This is a genomic window from Candidatus Methylacidiphilales bacterium (assembly GCA_030054035.1).
Taxonomy (GTDB): Bacteria; Pseudomonadota; Gammaproteobacteria; order JASGCS01; family JASGCS01; genus JASGCS01.
The window spans coordinates 56,107-82,518 of the sequence record JASGCS010000006.1 but is presented as its reverse complement, the minus strand read 5'-3'; the positions used below and the strand labels follow the sequence as shown (position 1 = coordinate 82,518).

The following is a 26,412-nucleotide window of genomic DNA, read 5'->3' as shown; positions in this document are numbered from 1 at the left end:
GATGTCTAGTGCATTTATAATAAAGCAATCTGATTTTTCAACAGTCCTTGATCAATGTCTGATAATTAAAGAGATAGAAAGAAATTACACTGAAGAAAAATACAAGCTTCTTGATTATAGTAAAAGGAAATCTGAATTAGAAAATGCTTTTAAATTACTAGATGAAATTAGAAGAGAGAATAACGAAGAGAATAATTTTGATGCTGAAATCGAGAATATTCTAGATGCGTCAACTGCTATTGCCTATAAAATTTTAACAAGTAATAATTTTATAACCCCAATCATAAGTTACTATGATGATGGTTCAGTTTATTTAGGGTGGTATCCTGAAAATAAATTAAGATTTTCAATAGTAGTATCAAGCCAAAATATTATAGATGATGTAACTTGGTTTAGATGGGTTTATTTAGATGCTAGAAAGGGCATAAAAGAAACCGAATCTGCTAGTGGAAATAGTCCTATTAATAATTTAGAAAGCATAGTAAACTTTTTTAAAGCAAAACAATTTGTATTTTATGAAAGTAGCCTACATACACAGCAAATACAGGCCAGTACAGCTTTGTTTTATGATTATAGATTCTGCGCATAAGTTAGCAAGACACTGCAACTCTCAAATGCATCGGCAGAATAGTTTGTTGCCAATTGCTTTTCAAAGTAGCGACGATAAAATTTCAGTTGCACTGCTTGATTATCATGACGGAGATTTTGAAAATCAGTTAAATAGTGTCATTGGTTGTATCAAACAAACTAGAGAGTTTAAAAAGAGCCATAGAGTCGCAGTAATATCTGTTAATTTAGTTAAAGAAGTGTGTAGAGAGGTGTCAATTATCCATGATGGAGAAAAATATGATTGTCATACCATAATAAAAGCCCACTTAGAGGAATCAGAGAGAGAAAGACTCGCATCCGATTCTACACTTTATGATTTATCACTTAATGTTGTAATACCCTAGACAAGTCAAAAATAAAATTAATAATACCCTACCGTTACCCCTAATAAAAGAAATCTTTGTTGGAACTTCGCCCTTTGGATAGCTTCTCGTACTCGGTAACTCTAAACAAGCATATCCTAATTGAGGTACGCGATAAGTGAGGTAGGAAAGAATTTCATAAGAGACAAAACAATTTCTAAACAATCCCAGCCTTTCATCTGATAAGAGTTTGCTGGTATATCCCCTAAAGCCCTGGGTTGTGTCAGTCCAACGAAATCCTGAGAACAGACTTAACAGTGGTGAGTGAATAAATTTTATTGCTATTTTTCTAGTTACAGGAGTATTAATTGCAATACCTCCCGTTATAAATCTACTTGCTTGAATGTATTGTGCGTCACCATTTTTCAGAGCACTGACAAAGTTTATAATTGACCGCGGATCATCTTTGTTATTACCGTCAATGGTAATAAAATAATCATAACCCTCGCTTAAGCCAAAGGCAAAGCCGATCCTAAGGTCGCTGCCTAATCTACCCGACACGCCCTTTGCTCTGGTTACTACTCCTCTAATTGAATTTTTGATATGGTGTTCATGATCTAAAGAGCTGTCTGTACTGCCTGCGTCAACAATACAAATATCTGCATATTCGTGGATTTTATTTTCAGCCATTTTAGAAATTAATGAAATTATTCGCTCCCCTTCATTAAATACTGGCACAAGCACAATGATATTTTTACGCTTTTCAAAATACATAGTAGATAGACTAGGCGGAACCTCCCAGTGACTCGGGATGATAAAAGTGTTTTTGTTTTGGTTCATTAGAAAAATCTAAGCCAAGCTTTTAGTAAAGCCAACTCTTCTTTTTTGACAATTGATAGTTTGTGCAATGTACTGTAGCATCGCATTAATGCGTCATTACAACTTGAAGACTTTTTAACTTCATCGCCAACTAAAGAAATCAAATCTTTTGCGTGAAGATACATCGGCACTTCGTCAATAAAATCTTTTAATAAGGTATGTTTATTTCTAGCTTGGAAAACCGTCGCTTGAGTAAAACCAAGGCTATAACCAAACTTCCATAATATTGGTTGGGCAATAATACCTCGCAAAATATCAGTAAATCTAAATGTTACTGTGGAAGGTAAATACAGCAGTGGAAAACATTCATGTCTAAAATAAGTATTTTGAGAATTAAAAGGACACCAGGTTTTATTTTTTAAGACAACCGGAGATCGTTTTTTAAATGCGATATCTATTGATCCATTGGTCATTCTGTAGATTGCATCAACATCAGGGTCGCCATTTGCCAGCCCTTGCCATATTCCTACCCGAACAATATTTTTGCTAGAAGTAATTTTATTTTTGGCTGTTATTAACTCAAGTGGATACCCCCTTGGCCATATCAGATTATTAGTACTTTGATTTATGAATAATGAATAAATATTCAATGGCATATTTGAATAAACGCAATCATAGGTTCCATCAAAATTAGGCACGGCAAAATTAGATAGTGGTATGTTGTCGTCATCCGTATCAACAATCATCGTTGCTCCAGAATTAATTGCGAATAAATAGCCAATCATTTTTCTAGAATAATGATTGACAGGCAGGAGTTTACAAAAAGCGGCATATGATGCAATCTGATTTTGCAATGAAAGATACCCCACATTTTTATATGCCCATCCTGCAGGTGTTTTTTTATCGCCCACTACAATAGTCTTGTAGTCTAGCAAAGCAGCAAATTTTTTAACTGCCCGAGTGGGTGCGTTTATTGAGGTGATAACAATAAAATTTTTTATCATACTATTCGCTGTCTGCGCTTTTCCCATAATCCCTCCATTTTTATTTTGAATATTGATGGAAGCCAATTAGAATAGGCATACTTGAGCAGTATGATGGCGTGAAAATACCAAATTAGCAATTTGAAAAATTGCATTATTGTTCCCACCATTCTCGCAGGAGAGTCTCTATAAGTTGTTTGAGTGATTTCTTTAGCAACATACACATAAAGCCCCCCAAAGAAAATAACGACATGAAGGATCAATATAAATCGCACCAAGGGAAGATTTTTATTTTGAAGTAATAATGGAAAGCAAAGGAACAAGACGACTAATCGGTAGTCCCAATTTCCATGTGATAAAAAACTTAAGCAATAGCAACTCGCTCCAAGTACATAGAGCGTCTGGTTAAAATCCAAAGTAGAATTTTGTGAATTGATAATTGAATAAAAAGTAAGATATTTTTTAGAAACTAGGTATAAGAGCTGCGCGGTGATGATAAGAAATCCCAAAACAAACACTTTGGAATTATTAAAAAATATTGTTGCTCCATAGGCAAGAATCAACTCTGGATATTGAGTGAGCTTTATGCCCAATGTTAGATAATCAAAATAGTAATAAAGATAAAATCCAGCAAGTGCGCTAAGCGCAAAAACTAGAGCGGTTTTTCTAAACGCCAAGATACCGACAAAGGGAAAATACTTTATTGCCCCAGCAAATAGTAGCGGTATGCCTGCCAGCCATTGTGCATAGATATTCTTAGTGCAAAGCAGTACAGCAACTAAAAATAATAAATCAAACACTAGTATATCGCTGGTGCCCCTATCAATGCCTAATAGACTTGGAGTGGAGAAAAATAAAAGCAAGTACCAGCCACTGTTTCCTTTCATCATAAAGTACAACAGGATGCCGATAAAAATAAAAATATATATTGACACAAATGTATAAAAATGCCAATCAATATGAAGCTGAAATGATTGCGCTATCCATATCCAAATAGGCGGATAGGTAAGTGGAATACTAAAAGTACCGTTTGGCACCACATACGGATCAAGCCCTTCTTGAATCATAAGGGCTAGAGGCTTAATTATTTTTATATCACCATACAAACTACCGCCTGGCCAGAATACTATCGGTCTAAAAAAATCAAAAGGATAAAAATTACCTCTCGAAATTAATACATAACAGATATAAATTATTGTGAGGCAGACGAGTGAGATAGAAAAATATTTTAAATTATTTTCCGAATTGAATATTGTTGATAGCCTCATAACTTTACCTTTTTTAAATCAAATTTTAATGGAGTAAAGTTTGAATAAATGTGTTTGAGCAGAATTATAGCATGAAAATACCAAATCAGAAACTTAAGAATCTGATTTAGTAATCCCAATTGAATTACTCCTGTGTAGAATACTAGTAAGTGAAATATCAATATACTTTGAATCACAATGTGATTTTTGTGTTGTAGTAATAGTGGAAAACACAAGAAGAGCATAATTAGTCTATAATCCCAATTCGTATGTGAAAAAAAACTTAAACAATAACAACTTGCACCGAGCACATAGAGTAATTGATTAAAAGATAAGTGTGAGTTTTGGGTTTCAATGATTGTAAGTAAAGCAGATTTATTTTTATTTAAGTATAGCAAAATGAGTGGCACGATCGCGAGAAGTGTACCCAAAAGTAATACTTTGACAAGTCCATTGATATTAGGAAATAATAATAGTGCTCCATATGACAGTCTCGGGAAATCAATAATTTGAGTGTAGGTCATAACATAATGCAGGTATTCAAGATTGAAATACAAATATAGCCCCGCACAAGCTAAAAGAATAAGTGCCAGAATAATATTTCTAAATGCCAAGATACCTGCAAAGGGAAATATTTTAATTGCCCCAGCAAATAGTAGCGGTATGCCTGCCAGCCATTGTGCATAGATATTCTTAGAGCGTAGAATCATTGCTATTAAAAACAATATATCAAATACCAATATATCATTTGATCCCCTGTCGATGCCTAAAAGACTTGGAGTAGAAAAAAATAACAGCAAATACCAAATAGTATTGCTTTTCATCATAAAGTACAGCAGAATGGCAATGTAAGAAACTATATAAATTGAAACAAATGTATAAAAATGCAAGTCTATCTGTAGTTGAAAAGTTTGTGCAATCCATATCCAAATAGGTGGATAGGCAAGTGGGATATTTAAGGTGCCCTGTGGCACCACATACGGATCAAGCCCTTCTTCTATCAATAGGGGTATTGTCTTTATTTGCTTTATATCCCCAAATAAACTTTCACCTGACCACTTCATTAATGGTTTTAAAAAAGCCAGAGGATAATGATTGCCTTTTGTTATTAAAAAAATACCATACCCTATCGTGCAACCAACGAGCAAAATAGAAAAATACTTTACCTTATTTTGTAAAAATGCTCTTAATTGTAAGTACAGGTTTGATATTATAATGATTGGCAAGTGGCTAGTAATTAAATGAAATCAATTTTCTTATTTTACTTGATTAATATATGTATCGGAATTTTGATTTTCCCACTTGCTATGTACCTACAGCTATTGGGGTCCATTAGTATTTATTTTTATCGGGGGATTGCGGTGGTGGCGTTGCTTGCAAGTATTCAATTACTTGGCGCATTATTTTTTACTTATAAAAGCAAAATTTCTTCAGCACATGCAATTGCGATAACGGCATTACTCATTTGTTTTAATGTTAACTTTCTAGTCTTAGTCCCAGTGAGCCTAGATCGTTCTATTTCGGTTTATCTACTTGGCTACTCATATAACTACCAAGAACCCTTCACCGAGCAAGAGCTTGAGAGCATTTTTTTAAAGGGCTATATGAATGATAAGAATGCAATTGCGAGAAGAATAGATGAGCAACTCAAAAGCGGTAATATTAAAAAAATCAATGAGACGCAATATCAATTAACGGATCGAGGCAAGCGCTTTGTACGGTTTCTGCGCTGGGTAGCACCAATCTACGGTGTGTCTGATGAATTTGTTAGCCCAAAGCCAGTCTTAATTCAAAAAGAAAAGACCCCTTGAGCTTTGAGCTGTTCAGCTAGCTGTCTTCCCTCTCTGATGGCATAGTTCGTTCCGCGATCTTCAGGGTAGATTTGTGCCATACTACAGAGATAAAGATTTTTATAAGGTGTCTTGGTACTTGGAATGAGTGAAGAGTAATGTTTAGTAACAATTGGCTGCGCATATCTAGCCTTCCAGCTATAGGATTGTAGTATAGTTGATTGGTCAAATTTAGGAAACATTGATCTAATATGGGGTAAAGCGAATGATAAAAGTGCTTTATTATCATAGTTATATATTTCATTAGTATGCTCTAAGTATCTAGAGAGATAGACTAAATGGCGATTGTTATAAGCCCCCTTGTTTATAAAATTGGTATGTTCAATAATCCCAACAAATGGAAAGGAAGGGTCGGCAACATTGATCCAGTATAGATCGGAAAGCGGCTGATTAAGCTCTAGAATCAAACAAACATTTGCAAGGTAAGGTATTGCATTTAATGAAGCCAAGTATGATTCAGAGGCAAATTTATTAATGATGTTTGAAAATTCAGGCAATGCGCATGTTGCTATCACAACATCGTAAAAGTTACTAGATTCCTTGGTTGTTAACTGCCAGCCAGTATCTTTTGGTGTTAAGGACAGTATTTCTTGACCGCAGAGCACCTTGGAGCCTTGAAGAGTAAGTTGTTTTTCTATCTGCATTGCCACAGTAGCAAAGCCTCCCTCAAGATACATCAGCTGTTCCTGCCCTTTTTTTCCTCGGCTACCTCCTCGAAGTTTTAATTTGTTCCAAATCCATACCGCAGATATTTCATCTGCGTAGCTTCCAAACTTACCCTTAAGTAATGGCTCCCAGACCTTTTGATAGACATTAATTCCCCCCATTGCAATTAACCAATCCTTTGCGCGTATAGATTCTAACCGTCCCCAGTCTTGCACTTTACTCGCTTTTAGATAGAGGAGCCCCAACCGTATTCTATCTAAAATCGCTAGGGGTTTGTAGCGTAGTAAATCAATCGGCGAGGAAAGTTTATAAAAATTATGCGCATAATACATTCCAGTTCTTGTGGCTTGCGTGGATAATTTTGCGGACATTCCCAATTCAGAGACAAGCTGTAAGACCTCTGCGTCGCTAGTAAACCAATGGTGATAAAATTTATCAAGAGTAGTGCCATGCATGGTAAATGAAGATGCCAAGCCCCCAACTTCATCTTGCGCCTCATACACCACGGACGCTATCCCGTATTTTTGTAAGGTGTACGCTATGGTCAGACCAGAAAACCCACCTCCAATTATCGCTACCCGTGGTTTAGTCAAAGCCAAGTTTTTCTCCAATTACATATAAGGGACGATTTTTACTCTGAGAATATAATCTACCCAAATACTCTCCTAGTATTCCCAAACACAAGAGCTGTATCCCACCTATAAAAAACATTGCTATGAGTATCAATACTATCCCACTACTCCAACATTGAAACAGTAGTCCAAAGAGCAACACAACACAGAGAGCCACTAAAGAGCCCATGATAAATAGTCCGCCAAAAAAACTCGCTATCCGCAGTGGCTTTTTAGAAAATGACAATATCCCATCTAATGCAAATGCAATCATTTTTTTTAAAGGATATTTAGTATCGCCTGCATACCGTTTGTCACGCACATAACGCAGGCCAAATTGCTTAAACCCTACCCAGGCAACCATCCCCCTGAGAAAACGATCTTGCTCTGGCATTTTCTTAATCAAATCAACCACTCGTCTGCTCAGCAATCTAAAATCTCCACTATCTAGTGGAATTGTAATTTCAGAAACATTTTGTAATAGGCGATAAAAATACTTCGCAGTAAGGAGCTTAAACCAACTCTCACCCACCCTTTGTTCTCTCACCCCATACACCACATCGTATCCCTCTTGCCATTTTTGTATCATTTCAAGTACCACTTCAGGCGGGTCCTGTAAATCTGCATCCATGATGATTGTTGCATCACCGATGGCATGGTCAATACCAGCACTCACCGCTACCTGATGTCCAAAATTCCTAGCAAAGCCAAGCACCTTTATCCATGAATGAGTGCTTTGGTATTTTGCTAATAGTGCAAAAGTAGCATCACTGCTACCATCATCTATAAATATAACTTCATAGGCATGGTGTTCTAACTTTAATACTATTTTATTTAGACGCTCAATTAATTGAGGTATGACCAGCCCTTCATTAAAGCATGGTATTATGATTGAAATAGTAGGCATAGCATATTTTAATCTACTAGCTTCCTATAAAATATAAAAATGAAATATCTACCATCATTACTTGGTTTTTTTTAGGTTTGCTCAAGTTCTAAATTTGATAATCGTAAAGGTGCTATGGTAATCATTTTAATTTTATTTCTTAAACTCATTCATAAAATAATTAAGTGGATTGCTAAAGTGTATATAAAGCACCCTAACCCTATAATACGATTAATTAAAAAACGAATATATCAATCAAAATATCCTAGCATTACAATTATTACTGCGACCACAAAAAATCATTTTAATTCAGCGTTAGCATTTATCAGCACGGTACGCAATATGACCCCACATATTAAACTTGTTTTTTATAACCTTGATACTATGTATTTTCCTACTTCAATATACAATTACTGTAAAGCAAATGGATTTACATTTAAAGAATTTGATTATACAAAATACCCTAGTTGGTTTCAAATTGAAAGTCAGTTACATCAGTTTAACGATAGATTTTATGCTGGTGCCTATGCTTGGAAATCACAGATATTTTATAATGAGCTTTTAGAAAGCAAAAGCGATTTTGTGGTTTGGTGTGATGCTGGAAACATGATTATGCATTCTTTAGAAAAGAAAATAAAACAGAGTGCACAAGATGAACCAATATCGTTCTACGATTTAATTGCGCTTGGACCTGTAACCTCTTTTACTACTGGACATACAATCGGTGTTTATACACACCCTGATACTATTGCGCTATTGGGTGGTGAAAACTACCTTGATATTGAAATGAAAATGGGCGGTTTTATTGTTTTGAATAATAAAGATCCCTTGGCCATTAGTCTCATAAAAGAGTGGAGCCATTTTTGCTCACTCCCAGAGGTAGTGGCGCCTATTGGTGCTTCTTTTCAAAACCATAGGTACGATCAAGCGGTTTTTTCAATATTATTTTATAAATATGCTGACCAATATGGTTGGACTAAGCATATAGGAAATATTGAAAAGCACATAACAGTTCAAAATGATAAAAAATATGAGCATATTTATGGAAAATCTAGATTCTCTAAAAAGAACCTAGATTTATAAATTAACAATGGGCATAATTTTATTTACTATTTATTATTTTAAACAGTGCATATCTAGTGCCAATTACCAATTTATAAATAGTAGCATTACTATTAATTTTATTTATTGGGCGTGGAGTGTGTTGAGAATTCCCAGAGTACTGCTTTGTCGGCCACTTGGCGGCTTTACAGATATGCTCGGAGTTTGTAATATGTGTTTAGAGTATGCAATTAAATATCGCAGAACACTAATTATAGACACAACACATTCGGGTATGCAAGATTCATTTTCAAATTATTTCGTTATTAATCACTCGTATGCTAAAAATATTAAACTAAGCTTTACCCCTGAGCTTAAAAAAACTCTTTCTACTCTAAGATCAAACCAGCCATGCATCAAAAAATATAATGGGGTTAATAACTTAGATTTTCAATATACCTATGTAAAAAAGTCTGATAATTTTCACGATATCGCTACTGGAGAGCGACTCTGGTTTAATTTGAAAGATAATCATAGTTCAGATTTATTGTTATACCAACAATGGGGTGGTCATATAGAAGATGCGTTGCCAATACTACCATATATTAATATCAAAGAAGAGATACGGCAAATTATTAATCACAAAATTAAACATATACTTGCTAATGATTATGAAGCAACGCATATTAGAAATACTGATTATAAAACTGATTACAAATCGTTTCTAAATAGCCTGGCCCATAAAATTAAATCCAAAAGATTATTATTATGTTCTGATAGTATGGAAGTTATGGAATATGCAAAGAGTTATTTTGTTAATACCCCCCTACAATTATTAACGACTGACTCAAGAACTAGCACAAGTTATATGCCTCTTCATGGTACACATGGCATGATTGGCACTTTAGATAAAAACGACCAATACGTATTGAATATTGAACTTTTAACGGATTTATTTGCACTATCTCATGCTAGTATTATTCATCCAGCTCCGATTTATGAAATGAATTATAAATATGTGCATAATGATGAAAAAATAACACAACCCACTGCACTATTATTTCAAGAAAATGAAAACCCTTTATACTCAACTTTTGTAAGACTGGCCTTATATTTACAACAGAACAAAGAAGTGCGCAAATTATTTTTTGCTGGGTAAGAAGTTGATTGCGTTTTGTTTGAGTAAAAATATTAAACCAATGAGAGTGACAGAAGTCCATAGAATAAAATGAATTGCAATAGCAACTGATGCGCTAGCAAGAGAACTATTGCCGAAATGGCTCATAGTCTGGGTTATGGCAAGATCAAAGGTGCCAATGTATCCTGGTGCGCTTGGGATTAATGTAGTCAGGCTACTAACCGGCATGGCGAGAAGCATTGACGAACGATGGGTAATATCTTGCACGCTAGCCGCTATTGTAAAAAATAGTAGCAGTTCAAAAAACCAGATCAGCAATGAGTGAAAAAATAATATCCCTTTTAATTTATTGCTAGAAACTAAAGTACAAAATAGCTTCAAAGAAGTTTGTGCATGGGATAATTTATTTTTAAGTAAAGGGAAGGTTTTAGATAAAAGATTAAGACAGCCATTTGCAATAGGTAATAGCAGACCAGGAACCCAAACTATAGTAGTGGCAAGCGCGATTGCAAATAGCAACAGCCATTGAGGGAACCACCCAATGATGTCGACCTGTAAATACATGCAGGCAAGAAATAGATAAATAAGTATCACAAATAAATCCAATGCTCGTTCGTAAATCATACTACCAGCAGCATGGGTAAAGGATATAGAGAATATTTTATTAGCTTGGTAAGCTCTGTATATGTCTCCGACTCTGAAAAAAAGAACATTATTGTACAAATAACTAATTGATAGAATTGAAAGGGTTTTAGAAAAAGTAACTGAATTAGGGTTTGTTGTGAAGGCAGTGGCAATAAGTCGCCAACGCACCACTCTAGCAACAAAAGACATCAGCACAAATAGTATTGCAAGTAATAGCGACCAAATCGGTATTTTCCACAGCTCAGGTAAGACTTGTTTTAGTGAAGCCTGTTGGTTTAAATACCATACACTAAGGGCACTGATGCTGAGACCAAAAATTATATACAGTAATTTCTTTAATGTATTCATTACAATACAATTTAGTTAGATTGTTGGGATAATAAAATATTGCTTATTGTATCATAGTAGCACACTATCATAAAATATAAAAATGAAATATCTACCATCATTTGCAATCCCAATCGGAGCAATACTTGTCGCTACCATAGTATTTAATTTCAGTATCTCTAATCAGTCTAAATTTGATGTTGATAAATTACTATATGATCGTTATGGCGAAGAGATAATTTATGAAAGAGTCTTAATGGAAGATTTTGAATGGGAAGTTATCACCTATATAACCGCTAAACAATGCGTGCCCAACAGTAGCCCTTACCATAATAATGCAGTTAGAAAAGATCTAAAGCAATTAACAGATCGTTTTGGTGGGTGGTTTTTAAATCCCAATAAAGTTTATTCATCAGCAGAAAAAACTTTCAGAGAGACGCGCCATCAGCTACCTTCATGTTCAGATATTGAATATGCGGGGGGCTATACCAGTGCTATTGGACTACACGCTCGTATTGCTGCCAGCTTTATTACTGATCTTGGTCTCACCTTTTATCAATATTATTTCTTATTATCTTTTCTCTCTAGTTTATTGCTCGTGCTACTTTGTTATAGAGTTTACAAATTATTTAATCCGCTCTATGCCGTAGTCTTTTATTCGGTATCAGTGCTGTCTCCATGGTTTGTGGCAGGAGCAAGCAACCTTTGGGTTACCATGTACAGCCTCTTACCAGCTATGATCGTTGCCAGCTTTGCAACGAGTAGCAATAAAATTAAAATATTGATCGGGATAGCTATTGCACTAGCTTTCAAACTACTCTGTCACTATGAAGGCTATACAACTATTTTGCTCGCCACTGCTACCATGTATGCAATAGCCCAGCTTTCAAGCGCTCCAGTAAATATAACTATAAAAGAATTTATTGTCAAGGCACTGGGGCATGGGATTATCGTTTGTGTGATCGGAGTTGGTGTGTTCATTGGGTGTTTATTACTTCACGCCTTTTTACTTGCCCCAGATAATTTTGCCAGCGGTTTTAAGATAATAGTAGATAGATTGCTCTGGCGCACACATGGGCAAGGAGTTGTTATGGACATCAGTACTATAAAAACCACCACATTACAAATAGTTAATTATTATCTTACTTGGAGATCTTGGGGAGGCCCTGAATTAATTTATTTTATCAATGGCAGAATATTTCTAGTGTTGGTAGGTATTGGTTTAGCGGCAATTATCTATAGAAACTATCGCAATCCCAATCTTAATGAGAAACTCTTTGCGCTTGCTTTTGTAGGATTTTTAGTCTCTACAGTATCATGGTATGTGTTAGCTGCCCAGCACTCGTACTATCATAGACACTACCTATTTATACTCTGGTATTTTGGCTTTGTGCAAACACTTTTTTATGTGATAATTCGTTCGTTTGCACTATTCCTATCCCAGACCCCCTACGCTTCCTATCTAAAGAGATTTGCTAGTTAAGTTTACAACAGAACAATGAAGTGGGGAAATTATTTACTTCTTATCTTAGTCTCAGTATTTGCAATATGGAGATTTATGTTAGTTTCTCCCAGTATGGATGAGTTTCTGCCCTACCATCGAATTGCCTGCACAGATTACCCATTTGCTAAGGAGCATGTATATAAAGAATCTTGTACAGATTATAAAAACTCTATACTCGGAATTAGCTACTATAGAAATTATCTATACTCTGGTGCGGTATCAAATATTTTTTATAAGCCATTTTATTGGTTTAACCAGAGCAAATATTCACATTATCTGTATGGAATTGTAGCACTTATATGTATGGGCTGGTTAATTTCTAGAATATTTTTATTGCAAAGGTATTTAATGTTGCTCCCCATTTGTTACACACCATTGCTGTACCAATCCTTGCATGATGCTGGGCCGATTCGTTTTGCACTGGTAGCCCATTTTTTATTGATTATGCTAATCGTTGCGTTGTTTAATGAACTAAAAAGAAAAAAGCAGTTGCTAATAGGAGTGGGCGTATGTATGGTAGTGGCAATTGCTATTGAAGACAAGCCATTTTTCCTTTACCTTATACCCCAAATTTTAATTCTTGTATTTGTGGTGTTGAATTATAAAAAGTATCAGCCGATAGAATTATTTATAAAGAGCAATTTACAATCATGTGTACTATTGATAGGCGCTATTGCGATAGCTATGAGTGTTACATTACTATTTACTCAAGTCTATCTTTGGAATGGAAAACTTCAGCCATACATTGTCCATCTTCTATCCATGTTGCCTGATTATGAGCGAGGTTTTGGTAGAGCCCTAGTGGCTATTGTTACATTTACCTTTACACCATTAAACATGGCAGATCGAGGCTTTGAATTTACTTTACAAGAAAGGCTGATTTCTACCTTGGCATTTTGTCCATTGCTATTTATAGCTGGTAAGCAAATCTGGATTACTAGGCATAGCTACGGAAGGTATTTAGCACTTGCTTTCGGAGCTACCAGCTTTATTTATTTTGTCATGAAGAATGTCCACTTTGGGCATCATTTAATTTTCCTTCATGTACCAATGATAATTGCTTTAATGCTGTATGCCAACGCATCCTGGCGCTCATTTATAGTAGTGCTTGCTTCTATGACCCTTGTTGTAGTTGTAACTTCCTTACAGCTTACCTTTGCCGAAGTAAGAGTTGAACAAAACCCAGAACGAGAAGAACTATTTAAATATCTTCAAAAGCCTGAAATTGCTCGCAATGCAGTGATTAACTTTTCTTCCTGGGGAGGATATTATCAGCAATCGTTATATGGTGATAAAAATCAATTGGTTACTTATATTGATCCGCTTAATGCGAAAGATGTTTTTTCATTAGAGGAAACGAGAATCAAGCTAAACAGATCGCACATTATAAATATATGTATTAGATGTACTAGAGAAGAATTACAAAAATATTTTAATGCACATACCATCATTCAAGTGGGACCACCAACCATGTACTGGCGTATGTGGAAACTGTCCTATTGAAGCTAGTTGTAGCGTTAGTGTTACTTGTGATTTTCTAATAATGTTTGCTGTGCGATCAAATGTGCAAACGCCTGTTTATGGCTTTTATTTTTATTGGAAATATATTTGAATAATACAGTATGATAAGAAAGTGCAAGTGGTATATTCAAGTACTTGTTGGCATCATTCCTAGTCTTTGCCTTAATGCCGGTAGTATTAATGATCGCATTTGATAGATGCACAATTGAGGTGTAATATAATTCTTGATCAGAAAATGGTTCAATGATATTTGAAAGATTTTGAAATATGACTAATATTTGAAAATGCAACGCATGGTCTACATGCGTCATTTCAAGCTGCGTCATTATTTCAAATATTTGAGAAAAATAATTTAGCGCGAGAAGTTTATTTTCAGGTTGTATTAATTCAAGACACTGGTTTGCTGTTCTTACGGTGAATAATGTTGCGGTGGCTAGCAATGAGTCTTCATCATCAATTTGACTTATAGCAGTAAATGAAAGGACTTTAGCATAAACGACCAATAATGCGAGTAGTGCCTCAATTTCAGCTTGGGTAAATAAGTCTATATCTTTTTCATGCCGAACATAGGGATAGAGAAGGGTTTTTAATAGATTAGAAATTTGTTTGTGGTCTTTGAGATGGAGCGCGATAGTTGCGGTGCCGGCTAAATGCTCTAGGATATCAAGAAGCGATGAGTCAAGTTTAAATATAGGATTTTCATACAAATTATCATAATATTGAAGAGCGATAGTGGCTCTTTCAAGTTGTGCTTGAAGTAGATTGCTCTCGGTTTCACTCATGGTTGCAATTAGTTTCATTGTGACATTTCGTTGCATTCGTAATACCCCTGCACCAATTGATACACAAGTTGGCTCTTGTAACACTTCTGCTTTGTCACATAAAGTAATACCTAAGTCAGCTATTTTAATAACTTCATTTGTTTCTCCTCGTTCAAAGAGCAGATCGGATAGATGCGTTCCCATAGCACTGAATAACAGTATGTCCTTATCACTGTAACCCTGGTCAATTGCTTCTTTTAGATAAAAAACTAAAGTAGAGAATTTATCAAGTGCCTGGGTTAATTCGCCGGCTTTAATTAATTCATCACAGGAAAGAACAATTTCACTATACTCTTCGCCACTAATCATAGCTCGAGCAAGTTACTTTAATTGGTCTTGGCGTAAGGCAGTTTTTTGTTTCTTGGTAGCAGCCATGCCTTGAACTAAATTAATTGCTTGATAAAGCATAAAATCATTTTCAGGAAGAGATTTCTGAAAAGCACTATCGGTATCATCTTGTGGTAAGGACTTATCAGTTTTTTTGTTTTCTTCATTGACAAGGTGATTTTGTAAATCAGCTTCGCGTAAATCCAGAAGGGTGTTTCTCTCATTCTTTTTTATATCTAAGTACTCAAGCTGAATGTCAGGCTCAATACCTTTTTCTTGAATAGAGTTGCCTGAAGGAGTGTAATATCTGGCGATAGTTAGTTTGATAGCCCCACCATCTTCTAGCCCATGTAAATTCTGAACACTGCCTTTTCCGAAGGTGCGCAATCCAGCAATCACGGCTCGTCTGTTGTCTTGCAAGGCTCCCGCAACAATTTCTGATGCTGATGCTGAGCCACCATCCACTAAAACTACTATTGGCACTCCCTTGGCGATATCTTTGCCTTGGGCTTGATATGAATCGCTGATACCATTACGAGTCTTGGTGAATACTACCAATCCGCTTTCTAAAAAATGATCTGAAATTTCTTTTGCTGCGTCTAATAGCCCACCTGGGTTAGAGCGCAAATCAAGCACCAGTCCTTCGACTGGCTCTTTAGATTTTTTAACTTGTTTGTTAAATTCATTTTCCACATCTCGAGCTGTTTTCTCTTGAAATTGACTGATGCGGAGATACACTATGTTATTAGACAATCTTCTTGACTTTACGCTAGCGACGCTGATAATCGCACGAATTAAATTTAATCTAAATGGTTCTTGCCCTTTTCGTATCATCGTGAGCGAGATAGGAGTGCCTGGTGCGCCACGCATAATATCTATAGCCTGGTCTAGTGTTAACCCTTTTACTGGAGTTTCGTCTAATTTAATGATTAAATCTCCTGATTTTACCCCTGCGCGCTGAGCTGGCGTGTCATCAATAGGGGCGATAACTTTGACCAACCCATCTTCCATAGTTACTTGGATGCCTAGTCCACCAAATTCACCTCTGGTACTGATTTGAAGTTCTTTAAATTCTTTTTTAGATAAGTAGTTGCTGTGTGGATCTAGTTCGGTGAGCATCCCCTTAATTGCCCCTTCCATGAGAACGCTGTCTTTTACTTCGTCAACATAATTTTGTTTAATATTTTCAAAAACTTCTGCGAATATTTTAAGTTGGCTAATTGGGATAGTGGTACCTGAAGGGTTGTTTTGATTTTTAGAAGCAAAAACTTCAAAAACTACAAACAAAATAACAGCAAGAGTAAACCCTATTATTCCGGATATTATGTGAAAACGATTTTTACTAAAAAGTGCAAACACTTTATTATTATACAGTATATAGATTTTTACCTGATGGCCTTACCCGATGGTGGTAACTAATGGGGTGTGATCTGAGGCTTTTTCCCAAGCCCGAGGCGCTTTGTCAATACTGACATCTTTAATTTTAGCAAGGAGAGACTGGCTGGCTAAACTTAAGTCTATGCGTAGACCATGGTTTTTATCAAAGGCAAATGTGCGGTAATCCCACCAAGTGTAACTTTGCTCTTGATTAGGGTATAGATGTCTGAATGTGTCATGAAAACCAATTTCAATAATCTCTGCAAGTGCACTTCGTTCCTCGGTACTGACATGGACTCTGTTTTTCCAGATTTCTTTATCATAGACATCAAGATCGCTGGGGGCAATATTAAAATCTCCCACAATAAGATACTTTTTGCTCGGGGCATTAGTGCGAGCCAAGTAATTTTTAAGAGCAGAGAACCAAGATAATTTGTAATTAAATTTTGGTGAGTCTAACGCTTCCCCATTAACCGCATAAATATTTAAAATTGAAACTTGTTGACTAGTGGTGATTTCAATAGCACGGGCCTCAAGATCGCCTTTAAGGTTAGTAGGAAACCCAAAATCTGTTAATCTGCTTACTGATATTGGTGGTTCACGAGTGATAAAGGCTACCCCATTGTAGGATTTCTGACCACAAAATGATACATGCCAGTTATTTTTAATAAACGCTTCACTTGGAAAAAGCTCATCTATAACTTTAGTTTCTTGCAAAGCAAGCACTGAAACATTGTTATTTTCCAGCCAACGAAGCACATGTGCTAAACGAGAGCGGATGGAATTTACATTCCAACTCGCGACAACTAATTCTGATTGCACTCAGTTAGTATAATTCGCAATTGCTTTTGTAATGACATCGTGACTCTGAGACAGTGAAAGCCACCCTTTTAACTTTACCCATTTACCTGGTTCTAGGTCTTTATAATGTAGGAAAAAATGCTCTATCTGTTTTTTCAGTAATTCAGGAAGATGGTCTGTCTCTTTGATTGAGTCATACATGGTGCTAATTTTACTATGAGGTACCGCGATAATTTTTTCATCGCCACCAGCTTCGTCATCCATAAAAAGAGCACCTATCGGTCTTACTCTAATTACCGAACCGGGTAGCAAAGCCGCAGAATTAGGAGTTACTACTAAAACATCAAGCGGATCGCCATCTCCTGCTAAGGTATGGGGGATAAATCCATAGTTCAATGGATAATGCATGGGAGTGGCCACAAATCTGTCAACCAAAATCGCGTTTGATTTTTTACACAGCTCATACTTAATATTGCTGAGAGCAGGTATTTCAATAATAGTATTAATGTCTTGAGGTGGATTAGATCCAGGCGAAATCTCGTTAATATTCATAGTCAATTATTATATACTCAGTAAGGTATTATTTACTGTGTGCCAAAATGTAATTATTAAAACTGATGTCCATAGCTCTACTTTCACTTATACCCAATGAGTCATGACCATACTTGATACTAAGCTGACTTCCGCTAGCTTTTTTATTTTGTTTAACCGCATAAAGGTATAATGCCGAGACTAGGCCAGTTCGGTCTGCGCCATGTTTGCAATGTACCAATAATGGTTTCGGAGCGTTGCGCATTATGTGAATCAATTCATCCATCTGTTCTTGGGTTACAATTTTTCTTGCTGAAATTGTGTAATTATAGTACTCTACACCTCTATTAGCCAATAATTCTTTTTCTCTCTCAGCCCAGGTAAATTTATTTTTTGCGCCCTCTGAAGTTAAATTTAAAACAGATCGGATATGATTTGTGTCTACTTTTTCTTCTAATACTCGCGTGGGAAGTATGGCTGAACGATATAGCTCACCTTCAATCACACTGTGAAAGTTGAAGGCACTATAAAAATAATAAACATAAAAAGCAATTAAGACAAGGACACCAAGAGCAATTCCAAACAACAGTTTTTTTGCTAATGTAATGACGGGCAATCTCATTATAGTATTATATCAGGCACCAACATAAGGCCCCCCAATATAAAATTTATCATGCCAGTGAGACATTGGAAAGCTACCAACACCTGTGCTTTTTTTCTGGATACTTCATGGTAAAAATATGAAAAAATTAATGCTACTACCAACATGGTGAGTAAAACCCCAAGGGTAAACACAAATAGATGTACGAATGCAAATGATGTGCTAGTAGAATTGCTCAGGAATAATAACAAAACTGGACCTGAACCTGCTAAGCCATGAATAACACCCATTGAGAATGATGAAGGGGCATGGTTATCTTGTTTTGAAGTAGTTGACCTATACAAATTTTTTTTATAGGTAGTTACAAGATACATTATTCTTATTCCCAAAAATATCATTGCAATACCAACTATTGCATTCAACCAGTGCCCAATTTTATGTATTACGGTAACTGAAAAAGAGATTAAAATTATTGCTCCAAGAAAGATTGAGACACTATGTCCAAATGTCCAAAGTGCGAAAGTTTTAATGGCGGTAGTTTTACTTATTATCCCTTGCTTCATTGCCGTTAGTCCACATACAGTGGCTACGTGATCGGACTCAATAGCATGTCTACTTCCCAACAAAAAAGCTACGAATATAGAGAAAATCATGTTGACAGTTATTTTATGGTAATTTCTAGTTGATAGTGTAATATAATTATTTATATGATTTGTTATACTCGCATTATAAAGACACTTACGACACTAATAATACTAACTCAATGTCTAAGTCTATATGCCGAGCCATCGCTATCGGAACGGTTGCTTGGCATCCAGCAGCAAGAGAAAAAGGATTCAAATACAAATAGTAACCCAGCCGATAATCAAAAAACAACACAAGAAGCGAACAATAATTTTAATGCTGGAGTTGAAGCGTTTAATAATAAAAATTATGACACAGCGTTCGCTAAATTTATTCGTGCACATTCAATCGGAGATCTTAGAGGGACATTTAATGCGGGTATTTTGTATAGCCAAGGTAAAGGTGTTTTGCAAAACTTCAATAAAGCGTTTGAATTATTTCTAAAATCCGCGCAGGGAGGATTTGTGGACGGTATGTTTTTAACTGGAGTGTATTATGTATCTGGGATTGGTACCAAGAGAGATTTCTCTGCTGGAATTGTATGGTTGAAAAAAGCCTATGCTAAAAATAGCGAAAAGGCAAAAGAAACTCTTGCCACATTACAATTAACAAATCCCAATGAGCCGGAACTTAATCCTCCCAAACTTCAATCTCTTATCGAGGAAGTGAAAAAATCTGAAAACCCGTTGGTATTAAATATTTTGGCCTATAGAAACTTATTTGGCATAGGAATGAAAAAAGATCTTTCCGTGGCACGAATTTATTTTGAAAAATCAAGTAACTATTTTGATGATTCACGGAAAGTACTTGGGCAGATGTATTTTTATGGTATTGGCACTAAAGAAAATCTGGAAAAAGCACAAGAGTACTTTACACATGCCGCAGATGTTGGTAATAGCTATGCGCTTACTTGGAAAGCAGATCAAGCGTTTGAAGATAAATCTCAGAATCAATTACAGCTAGCCTTTCAATATTACACATTAGCAAAAGAATTTGGATCAAGTATTGCGGCTGAGAAACTTGAGAGTGCCGGTAAATGGCTTGATGGGCAACAAAAGGAAGAAGCAAATACCAAGATTGCAGATTTACGATTTGAAATAGAAAAAAATAAAAAAGCTTTAGAAAAATATTCTACCCAGTGAAAGCATGTTCGCCATTACCTTGGACATTGTTATTGGTTTCAATTCTTATTTACAATAGCAATGCTTCTACTCTAAATAAAAAAGAGCTTGTCGCGGATACTTTTTGGTGCCTAGTCCAAATGGGGAGTATTGATAAAGCATATGAGCTACTCTACTCCAATAAAAAAAACGCCCCGCTATTTTATCGCTATGCCGCTATATTAGAAGATGGATTGGTAGTGCCATTAGATCTAGTCGGGGCAACTGAAAACTACCTCCTCGCTTCAAAAGCTGGCTATGGCCCAGCTTCTTACAGTTATAGTACTTTACTTGAGAGAAGTAATAATCTCTCAGATAAAAATAGAGAAACGGCGAGACAATATTTACTCCGATCAGCAGAACAGGGCGATACTGATGGAATGTTTAGCTTAGCCTGGAACTACCATTTAGGTAGAGGTGTTAAAATGGATATTCCAAAAGCTATTTATTGGTATACTAAGGCAGCAAATAAAGGAGACAAAGACGCTCAATGGCAATTAGCGACCATCTATCAATCCACACTTCTTGGCGAAACAAATAGTACCTTGGCGCTTGCATGGCAAGCTCTTGCCATGCATTTCGGCTCGAAAGAAGCATCGTTAGCATATGAAAGTTGGACTAAAGATTTGGATACCGAAGAGCAAAATAAAGTTAAAGCCCAAATGAAAAAATTGAAAAGTAAAATTAATGAACAATATACATTTGTACCAATGCGGTGTGATGGGGAATATGAAGACTCGAATTAATTTTGTTTTTGCATTGTATTTTTCCCTCATGAGTGTTGCGTATGCCGAATTAAATACCGATGCCATGAGCATGTACGATGCGGCAATCATTGAAAAAAAATGGGGCCAAGCAGTGTCGTACTTTAATAAAGAGGATGTACCAAACTCAGTAAAACTATTAAATGAATTAGGGCTAGTCTACAATGTGGCAAAGGCTGCCAATGTATTAGGGGTGTTGTATTTAGATGGGCAAGTAGTCCCAAAAGACTATGAGCGAGCAAAAGAGTGGTTAGAGCGAGCGAGCACACTTGGGAGTGCGATAGCTGAGTACAATTTAGGAGTTTTGTATCAAAACGGTCAGTCTAATGTACTTGGTAAGTCTGAGTATGATCAGGCGTTCAAATGGTATAAAAAAAGCTCAGATAAATCATTTGTGTTAGCGTATGTTGCTTTGGCAAAATGTTATTATTTTGGTTTTGGTGTTGCTAAAGATATTCATCAAGCGTTTAATTGGTTTCTCAAAGCGGCAGAAAATGGAGATGAAGAATCCATGCCAATTGTAGCCTATTTATATAGTAGGAATTATTCAAGTAAATTGCCTAGGCCACTTGCCTGGCTATTGTTATTGTTTGGTGTAGATCAAGGCAAAAATAGAGAGGCGGCATTTTATTGGATGCAACGGTCTGCAATTAGAAATAATCCTGTGGCTCAGTACAACATAGCGATAATGTATCAGTACGGTATTGGTGCTAGAAAAAATGAAGAGCTCACATTTCAGTACTTAAAAAACTCTGCGGATCAAAAATATCCTTTAGCAATGCAAAAGTTAAAAAAAATGAAAGCCCAATAATTAAGGCAATATTGTAGTAAAAATAACCATATAATATAATTACCAATATAGGAGACAAGATTATGAGAAGAACAAGTGGAATTTTTATAACTATGATGAGCGTTGGTGTGGCCATGTTACTAGTTTCTTGCGGAGAGAAAACCAAAGAGCGCACACTCAATATATATAATTGGAATGATTATATAGACGAGAAATCTATTCCAGAATTTGAAACTAAAACTGGCATCAAAGTTATCTATGATAATTACGATAGTAATGAAGTCATTGAAGCCAAATTACTTGCTGGTGGCTCAGGTTACGATTTAGTTGTCCCCACTGCTGATTTTGCTGAACGGTTTATTAGTGCAAAACTTATTCAAAAAATAGATAAATCTAAAATCCCCAATCTTAGCAATGTTGATCCAAGTATTTATAAAAAACTAGAAGGGTATGATCCGCAAAATCAATATGCAGTTAACTATATGTGGGGGACTAGTGGAATCGGATACAACAAAACTAAGATAGCAAGAGCGCTCCCTAATGCGCCTTATGACTCATGGAAACTAGTCATTGATCCAAAAAATGCACAGAAATTAAGCACATGTGGTATTGCTTTGCTAGATGACCCTAAAGATATTTATACTAATGTAATTATCGCACTAGGTCTAGATCCCTACAAAGAAGATCTAAAGCAGTTAGAGCAGGCTCAAGCTGCTCTCTTGAAGATCCGTCCATTCATTAAATATTTTGACTCTTCAAGATATTTAAATGATTTGGCTAATGGTGAGATCTGTGTTGTGGTTGGCTACAATGGTGATATTATTCAGGCCCGAGATCGCGCGAAAGAATCTGGATTTAATGATGAAATTGTATACAGTATTCCAAAAGAAGGAGCGGTTTTGTGGATGGATACCCTTGTGATACCTGCTGACTCCAAGAATGTTGCCGAAGCACATGAATTTCTAAATTATTTTTTAACTCCAGAAGTAACAGCTAGAATTACTAATCATACCTATTATGCAAATAGTAATATAAATTCAAAAGAGTTTATTGAAAAAGAAATTATAGATGACCCGGCAGTGTATCCCGAAGACGCCATTAAAGAAAAACTAGTCCCTAGCAGAGTTAATTCACAAGAATATAGCAGAAAGCAAACTCAATTATGGACAGAGCTGAAAGCAACTAAATAATAAAGGAGAAAATTCAAATGATTAAATTGTATCACAGCAATGGCACTTGCTCAAATGTGCCACTTATCGTGTTACAAGAATTAGCAATGCCTTACGAAGTTCAGCGATACGACAATAAAACAAGAAAATTCCAAGACGGGACTTCTATTATTGATCATAATCCTGGTGGGTATGTCCCAATCCTAAAACTTGATGATGAAAGTTATCTGACCGAAGTTGCTGTTATAATTCAGTATCTTGCAGATCAGAAACAGTCCTTGATACCAAAATTGGGAACTATAGAGCGGTATCGTTTTATGGCACTTTTAAATATACTATCTACCGAAATTCATAAATCCTTCTCTCCTTTTTTTATCATTCCTCGAGTGGGCAAAGATGAAGACTTAACTAAACGGGCAAAGCCAGTGTTTGAAAAATATTTATTTCCTAAGATACAGGTATTTGAAGATCATCTAGCAAAACACCAGTATCTTTTTGGTGACGAGTTTACCGTTGCGGATATCTATTTTTATGTGCTTTTAGGTTGGGCGTCCTATGCAAATGTTGACTTTACTCCCTTCAAGCATTGCGCGTCATTTAGCGAGCAAATTGCGAAAAGACCTTCTGTGGTTAGTCTCACTGAGGCCAACTTACTGACATAGAGAATTAAATATCTAAATTCTTAACTGACAAAGCGTTTTCTTCAATAAATTTTCGGCGGATTTCTACATCTTCACCCATAAGTGTAGTAAAAATTGTTTCAGCTAATTTCGCGTCTTGAATAGCAACCTTTTGTAGCCTTCTGCTATCTTGTTGCATAGTCGTTTCAGCTAATTGTTCAGGGTTCATTTCACCGAGTCCTTTGTAGCGTTGTTTGTGCATTCCTTTAAGGGTAAGTTCCATTACATAGCTAGCTAGAGAATAAAAATTATTACATGGAGTTTGCTCTTTTGAAACTTCCTCATCTTTGTTTTTGTTAGCGACACTGAGCTTCTTGTCGGTGAATGGAGCTAGAGCGTCCTGGAGTTTTTTAGTTAACTGTATAAATCTACTTTTGAAGAAATCATTATCTAAGCTGATGGTTTTGACGCTCTGATGTTGTGCTATGGTGACCGTTACACCATCGTCTTGTCCCGAAATAGTGTAGGATTGACCTGCAGTTTTAAATGATGCGCAGTGTTTTTCAAATAATGCCACAAACTCTTTTCTAGTTTCGTAGGCAGGAAGTTCTGAAATTCTTTTCAGCAAATCAAGTGGGTATGTTCTGGCAAGAGCGTTCATCGCGTCTTGCAATTCTAGATATGCCTTTAGTAAAGTTTGAAATGCTTGTGCGGAAACCTCTTTTCCTTCCAGACACAATGTATTAGTTTCACTGGCGAGCTCAGCTAGATAATTCTTTTCCTCGTGCTCATCGAGTAAGTATCGTTCATGCTTGCCTTTCTTAATTTTATATAATGGGGGTTGGGCAATAAAGATATGCCCATGTTCAATTAATTTTGGCATATGTCTATAGAAAAAAGTTAATAACAAAGTTCTAATGTGAGAGCCATCAACATCAGCATCGGTCATGATAATGACTTTATGGTAGCGTAATTTTTCTAAATTAAAATTATCTTTATTATTTTTGTTTTGTTCACCAATGCCAGTGCCTAGTGCAGTAATCAGCACTCCAATTTCTGACGATTTAATCATTTTATTAAATTGACTTCTTTCGACATTTAATATTTTTCCTTTTAGGGGAAGTACCGCTTGGGTTTTTCTATCTCTCCCCTGTTTTGCGCTACCGCCTGCAGAATCTCCCTCAACTAAAAATAACTCAGAGAGTGCGGGGTTTTTTTCCTGACAGTCCGCAAGCTTACCCGGCAATCCAGCAATATCTAATGCGTTCTTGCGTTTAGTTGATTCTTTAAATTTTCTAATCTCTTCTCGAGCTTGAGCGTTAGAGATAATTTTCTTTATGATCAGTTTAGCGTCGTCTTGATGTTCAACCAAGTAGTCATTAAATTGTTCTACGATAACAGACTCAACAAACCCTTTAATATCTAATGACACTAATTTATCTTTTGTTTGTGAGGAAAAACTTGGATTGGGCATCTTTACCGAAAGTACACAGGTCAGACCTTCACGCATATCTTCACCAGTAACTTCTAATTTTTCTTTTTTGAGATTCTCTCTTTCAATAAATTGATTTACACATCTTGTGATTCCAGCTCGGAAGCCGGCAAGGTGGGAACCTCCATCTCGTTGTGGAATATTGTTGGTGAAGCAAAGCATTTCCTCGCCCTCTCCTTCATGCCACTGGATTGCTAGCTCAACGGTTTTTTTATCCTTTTTACGAAGCAGATGAACTGGCTTGTCATGTACTACCGTTCGTTTTTTGTTTAATAATGCAACAAACTCCCTTAACCCACCTTCAGCATGGTAGGCTACTTTTTTGTTTGAGCGTTCATCATTTAGAACGATAGTGATATTAGAGTTTAGATAGGTTAAATCTCTAAATCGTGCAGATAGCGTATCAAAGCTAAAGTTAATATTTTTAAAATACTGATCGGAAGGCGTAAAAGAAATTTGTGTTCCGGTAATGCTACTAGCTCCACTAGCACGGATGGCGGCTACAGGAACACTATCAACATATTCTTGCTCCCAACATTTACCGTCCCTGTTAATAGTCAGCTGTAATTTTTTGCTGAGTGCGTTAACTACCGATACCCCTACCCCATGTAATCCACCAGATACTTCATAGGAATCATTATCAAACTTACCGCCAGAGTGTAGCACAGTCATAATAACCTCAGCCGCAGATCGGCCCTCTTCTTTCATTATGTCAACTGGAATGCCTCTGCCATTATCCTTAACCGTCACCGAATTGCCTTTATGAATGGTTACTTCAATGGTGTCACAGTGCCCCGCAAATGCCTCATCCATGCAGTTATCTACTACTTCATAAACCATATGATGTAGGCCAGTGCCATCTTCTACATCACCGATATACATGCCAGGCCTTAATTTGACAGCCTCAAGTCCCTTAAGGACTTTGATCTTAGATGAGTCGTATTTTTGTTTTTGACTTGGGTTATCCATGGTCTTTTTTTGTGCTTTAGCTCTAATAATTAGGCTATAATAAGAATGTTGAACTTGCGCATCTGAAACTCAGGAGGTTAAGCGTCAGATGCGCCCCTATTATACCACACTCGCCCATAACTTTCAAGAATAGACCAAATGCGTCTTCTGATATTGCGTAAATCAGAATAATCAAAGAGAAAATCAAAACCAACAGAGTATTTTGTTATAAAATTAA

Annotated in this window: 26 protein-coding genes; 12 read left to right on the top strand and 14 right to left on the bottom strand. The window is 36.1% G+C overall.

All coding sequences use genetic code 11. From position 1 onward, the window contains the following. Position 1 precedes the first annotated feature (1 nt). On the top strand, positions 2 to 589 hold the full coding sequence (locus tag QM538_05505) for a hypothetical protein (GenBank protein ID MDI9347942.1): 588 nt from the start codon (positions 2 to 4) through the stop codon (positions 587 to 589). Further along, complete coding sequence (locus tag QM538_05500) at positions 567 to 953, top strand: hypothetical protein (GenBank protein ID MDI9347941.1); 387 nt, start codon at positions 567 to 569, stop codon at positions 951 to 953. The genes QM538_05505 and QM538_05500 overlap by 23 nt, the downstream gene beginning before the upstream one ends. On the opposite strand, the gene QM538_05495 is transcribed toward QM538_05500, so the two are convergent. The 4 genes from QM538_05495 to QM538_05480 are packed head-to-tail and all read right to left on the bottom strand — an operon-like array spanning position 930 to position 5,186. Then, on the bottom strand, positions 930 to 1,751 hold the full coding sequence (locus tag QM538_05495; protein ID MDI9347940.1) for a glycosyltransferase family 2 protein: 822 nt from the start codon (positions 1,749 to 1,751) through the stop codon (positions 930 to 932). The two genes, QM538_05500 and QM538_05495, sit on opposite strands and share 24 nt — an antisense overlap. Next, positions 1,751 to 2,734 (bottom strand): STELLO glycosyltransferase family protein, encoded by a 984-nt coding sequence (locus tag QM538_05490; GenBank protein MDI9347939.1) that lies wholly within the window; start codon positions 2,732 to 2,734, stop codon positions 1,751 to 1,753. The genes QM538_05495 and QM538_05490 overlap by 1 nt, the downstream gene beginning before the upstream one ends. After that, complete coding sequence (locus QM538_05485; GenBank protein ID MDI9347938.1) at positions 2,731 to 3,981, bottom strand: hypothetical protein; 1,251 nt, start codon at positions 3,979 to 3,981, stop codon at positions 2,731 to 2,733. The genes QM538_05490 and QM538_05485 overlap by 4 nt, the downstream gene beginning before the upstream one ends. Further along, complete coding sequence (locus tag QM538_05480; protein ID MDI9347937.1) at positions 3,978 to 5,186, bottom strand: hypothetical protein; 1,209 nt, start codon at positions 5,184 to 5,186, stop codon at positions 3,978 to 3,980. Before QM538_05480 ends, QM538_05485 begins: the two co-directional genes overlap by 4 nt. 15 nt (positions 5,187 to 5,201) lie before the next feature. Here QM538_05480 and QM538_05475 point away from each other — a divergent pair, with 15 nt between their 5' ends. Further along, the gene (locus QM538_05475; GenBank protein ID MDI9347936.1) at positions 5,202 to 5,771 is read left to right on the top strand and encodes a hypothetical protein; all 570 of its coding nucleotides are present in this window, start codon (positions 5,202 to 5,204) and stop codon (positions 5,769 to 5,771) included. Here the strand turns inward: QM538_05475 and QM538_05470 are convergent. Continuing rightward, on the bottom strand, positions 5,750 to 7,069 hold the full coding sequence (locus QM538_05470) for an NAD(P)/FAD-dependent oxidoreductase (protein ID MDI9347935.1): 1,320 nt from the start codon (positions 7,067 to 7,069) through the stop codon (positions 5,750 to 5,752). The genes QM538_05475 and QM538_05470 overlap by 22 nt on opposite strands. Next, entirely contained in the window at positions 7,062 to 7,994 is a 933-nt protein-coding gene (locus QM538_05465) for a glycosyltransferase family 2 protein (protein ID MDI9347934.1), read from the bottom strand. The genes QM538_05470 and QM538_05465 overlap by 8 nt, the downstream gene beginning before the upstream one ends. A 114-nt stretch (positions 7,995 to 8,108) precedes the next feature. Between QM538_05465 and QM538_05460 the strand changes: the two genes are divergently transcribed. Both QM538_05460 and QM538_05455 read left to right on the top strand, forming a co-directional pair. Further along, a complete protein-coding gene (locus tag QM538_05460; protein ID MDI9347933.1) occupies positions 8,109 to 9,056 on the top strand; it encodes a DUF1647 domain-containing protein in 948 nt (315 codons plus the stop codon). A gap of 118 nt (positions 9,057 to 9,174) precedes the next feature. After that, entirely contained in the window at positions 9,175 to 10,173 is a 999-nt protein-coding gene (locus tag QM538_05455) for a hypothetical protein (protein MDI9347932.1), read from the top strand. On the opposite strand, the gene QM538_05450 is transcribed toward QM538_05455, so the two are convergent. Continuing rightward, entirely contained in the window at positions 10,156 to 11,145 is a 990-nt protein-coding gene (locus QM538_05450; protein MDI9347931.1) for a lysylphosphatidylglycerol synthase transmembrane domain-containing protein, read from the bottom strand. The genes QM538_05455 and QM538_05450 overlap by 18 nt on opposite strands. A gap of 82 nt (positions 11,146 to 11,227) precedes the next feature. Between QM538_05450 and QM538_05445 the strand changes: the two genes are divergently transcribed. Together QM538_05445 and QM538_05440 are read left to right on the top strand one after the other, a co-directional pair. Further along, the gene (locus QM538_05445) at positions 11,228 to 12,607 is read left to right on the top strand and encodes a hypothetical protein (protein ID MDI9347930.1); all 1,380 of its coding nucleotides are present in this window, start codon (positions 11,228 to 11,230) and stop codon (positions 12,605 to 12,607) included. 15 nt (positions 12,608 to 12,622) lie between these two features. Next, positions 12,623 to 14,131 carry a hypothetical protein gene (locus tag QM538_05440; GenBank protein MDI9347929.1) on the top strand — a complete coding sequence of 503 codons (1,509 nt, stop codon included), beginning with the start codon at positions 12,623 to 12,625 and terminating at the stop codon, positions 14,129 to 14,131. A gap of 20 nt (positions 14,132 to 14,151) precedes the next feature. On the opposite strand, the gene QM538_05435 is transcribed toward QM538_05440, so the two are convergent. From QM538_05435 to QM538_05410, 6 genes are read right to left on the bottom strand one after another with little or no spacing between them, the layout of a single operon-like run. Further along, a complete protein-coding gene (locus tag QM538_05435) occupies positions 14,152 to 15,279 on the bottom strand; it encodes a hypothetical protein (protein MDI9347928.1) in 1,128 nt (375 codons plus the stop codon). Between the two features lie 12 nt (positions 15,280 to 15,291). Continuing rightward, on the bottom strand, positions 15,292 to 16,656 hold the full coding sequence (locus QM538_05430; protein ID MDI9347927.1) for a S41 family peptidase: 1,365 nt from the start codon (positions 16,654 to 16,656) through the stop codon (positions 15,292 to 15,294). Positions 16,657 to 16,695: 39 nt separating this feature from the next. Then, positions 16,696 to 17,496: an exodeoxyribonuclease III gene (gene xth / locus QM538_05425; protein MDI9347926.1), complete on the bottom strand. Its 801-nt coding sequence runs from the start codon at positions 17,494 to 17,496 to the stop codon at positions 16,696 to 16,698. Beyond that, complete coding sequence (ppa, locus tag QM538_05420) at positions 17,497 to 18,027, bottom strand: inorganic diphosphatase (GenBank protein ID MDI9347925.1); 531 nt, start codon at positions 18,025 to 18,027, stop codon at positions 17,497 to 17,499. Between the two features lie 28 nt (positions 18,028 to 18,055). Further along, complete coding sequence (locus tag QM538_05415) at positions 18,056 to 18,628, bottom strand: tyrosine-protein phosphatase (GenBank protein MDI9347924.1); 573 nt, start codon at positions 18,626 to 18,628, stop codon at positions 18,056 to 18,058. Continuing rightward, positions 18,628 to 19,260, bottom strand: coding sequence for a cytochrome c biogenesis protein CcdA (locus QM538_05410; GenBank protein MDI9347923.1), 633 nt, complete (start codon positions 19,258 to 19,260; stop codon positions 18,628 to 18,630). The genes QM538_05415 and QM538_05410 overlap by 1 nt, the downstream gene beginning before the upstream one ends. Before the next feature lie 54 nt (positions 19,261 to 19,314). Here QM538_05410 and QM538_05405 point away from each other — a divergent pair, with 54 nt between their 5' ends. From QM538_05405 to QM538_05385, 5 genes are all read left to right on the top strand, one after another. Beyond that, positions 19,315 to 20,373: a tetratricopeptide repeat protein gene (locus tag QM538_05405; protein ID MDI9347922.1), complete on the top strand. Its 1,059-nt coding sequence runs from the start codon at positions 19,315 to 19,317 to the stop codon at positions 20,371 to 20,373. Next, a complete protein-coding gene (locus QM538_05400; protein ID MDI9347921.1) occupies positions 20,370 to 21,137 on the top strand; it encodes a tetratricopeptide repeat protein in 768 nt (255 codons plus the stop codon). The genes QM538_05405 and QM538_05400 overlap by 4 nt, the downstream gene beginning before the upstream one ends. After that, positions 21,121 to 21,966 (top strand): tetratricopeptide repeat protein, encoded by an 846-nt coding sequence (locus QM538_05395; protein ID MDI9347920.1) that lies wholly within the window; start codon positions 21,121 to 21,123, stop codon positions 21,964 to 21,966. Before QM538_05400 ends, QM538_05395 begins: the two co-directional genes overlap by 17 nt. Before the next feature lie 62 nt (positions 21,967 to 22,028). Beyond that, positions 22,029 to 23,135, top strand: coding sequence for a polyamine ABC transporter substrate-binding protein (locus QM538_05390; GenBank protein ID MDI9347919.1), 1,107 nt, complete (start codon positions 22,029 to 22,031; stop codon positions 23,133 to 23,135). 17 nt (positions 23,136 to 23,152) lie between these two features. Then, positions 23,153 to 23,776 (top strand): glutathione S-transferase C-terminal domain-containing protein, encoded by a 624-nt coding sequence (locus QM538_05385; protein MDI9347918.1) that lies wholly within the window; start codon positions 23,153 to 23,155, stop codon positions 23,774 to 23,776. A gap of 4 nt (positions 23,777 to 23,780) precedes the next feature. Here QM538_05385 and gyrB read toward each other — a convergent pair whose 3' ends face one another. Next, entirely contained in the window at positions 23,781 to 26,195 is a 2,415-nt protein-coding gene (gene gyrB, locus QM538_05380) for a DNA topoisomerase (ATP-hydrolyzing) subunit B (GenBank protein MDI9347917.1), read from the bottom strand. Positions 26,196 to 26,412: the final 217 nt, after the last annotated feature.

Coding starts and splice junctions, on each gene's coding strand:
- QM538_05505 (MDI9347942.1), top strand. CDS start 2: ATGTCTAGTGCATTTATAATAAAGCAATCTGATTTTTCAACAGTCCTT.
- QM538_05500 (MDI9347941.1), top strand. CDS start 567: ATGATTATAGATTCTGCGCATAAGTTAGCAAGACACTGCAACTCTCAA.
- QM538_05495 (MDI9347940.1), bottom strand. CDS start 1,751: ATGAACCAAAACAAAAACACTTTTATCATCCCGAGTCACTGGGAGGTT.
- QM538_05490 (MDI9347939.1), bottom strand. CDS start 2,734: ATGATAAAAAATTTTATTGTTATCACCTCAATAAACGCACCCACTCGG.
- QM538_05485 (MDI9347938.1), bottom strand. CDS start 3,981: ATGAGGCTATCAACAATATTCAATTCGGAAAATAATTTAAAATATTTT.
- QM538_05475 (MDI9347936.1), top strand. CDS start 5,202: ATGAAATCAATTTTCTTATTTTACTTGATTAATATATGTATCGGAATT.
- QM538_05465 (MDI9347934.1), bottom strand. CDS start 7,994: ATGCCTACTATTTCAATCATAATACCATGCTTTAATGAAGGGCTGGTC.
- QM538_05460 (MDI9347933.1), top strand. CDS start 8,109: ATGGTAATCATTTTAATTTTATTTCTTAAACTCATTCATAAAATAATT.
- QM538_05450 (MDI9347931.1), bottom strand. CDS start 11,145: ATGAATACATTAAAGAAATTACTGTATATAATTTTTGGTCTCAGCATC.
- QM538_05445 (MDI9347930.1), top strand. CDS start 11,228: ATGAAATATCTACCATCATTTGCAATCCCAATCGGAGCAATACTTGTC.
- QM538_05440 (MDI9347929.1), top strand. CDS start 12,623: ATGAAGTGGGGAAATTATTTACTTCTTATCTTAGTCTCAGTATTTGCA.
- QM538_05435 (MDI9347928.1), bottom strand. CDS start 15,279: ATGATTAGTGGCGAAGAGTATAGTGAAATTGTTCTTTCCTGTGATGAA.
- ppa (MDI9347925.1), bottom strand. CDS start 18,027: ATGAATATTAACGAGATTTCGCCTGGATCTAATCCACCTCAAGACATT.
- QM538_05415 (MDI9347924.1), bottom strand. CDS start 18,628: ATGAGATTGCCCGTCATTACATTAGCAAAAAAACTGTTGTTTGGAATT.
- QM538_05410 (MDI9347923.1), bottom strand. CDS start 19,260: ATGATTTTCTCTATATTCGTAGCTTTTTTGTTGGGAAGTAGACATGCT.
- QM538_05405 (MDI9347922.1), top strand. CDS start 19,315: ATGATTTGTTATACTCGCATTATAAAGACACTTACGACACTAATAATA.
- QM538_05395 (MDI9347920.1), top strand. CDS start 21,121: ATGAAGACTCGAATTAATTTTGTTTTTGCATTGTATTTTTCCCTCATG.
- QM538_05390 (MDI9347919.1), top strand. CDS start 22,029: ATGAGAAGAACAAGTGGAATTTTTATAACTATGATGAGCGTTGGTGTG.
- QM538_05385 (MDI9347918.1), top strand. CDS start 23,153: ATGATTAAATTGTATCACAGCAATGGCACTTGCTCAAATGTGCCACTT.
- gyrB (MDI9347917.1), bottom strand. CDS start 26,195: ATGGATAACCCAAGTCAAAAACAAAAATACGACTCATCTAAGATCAAA.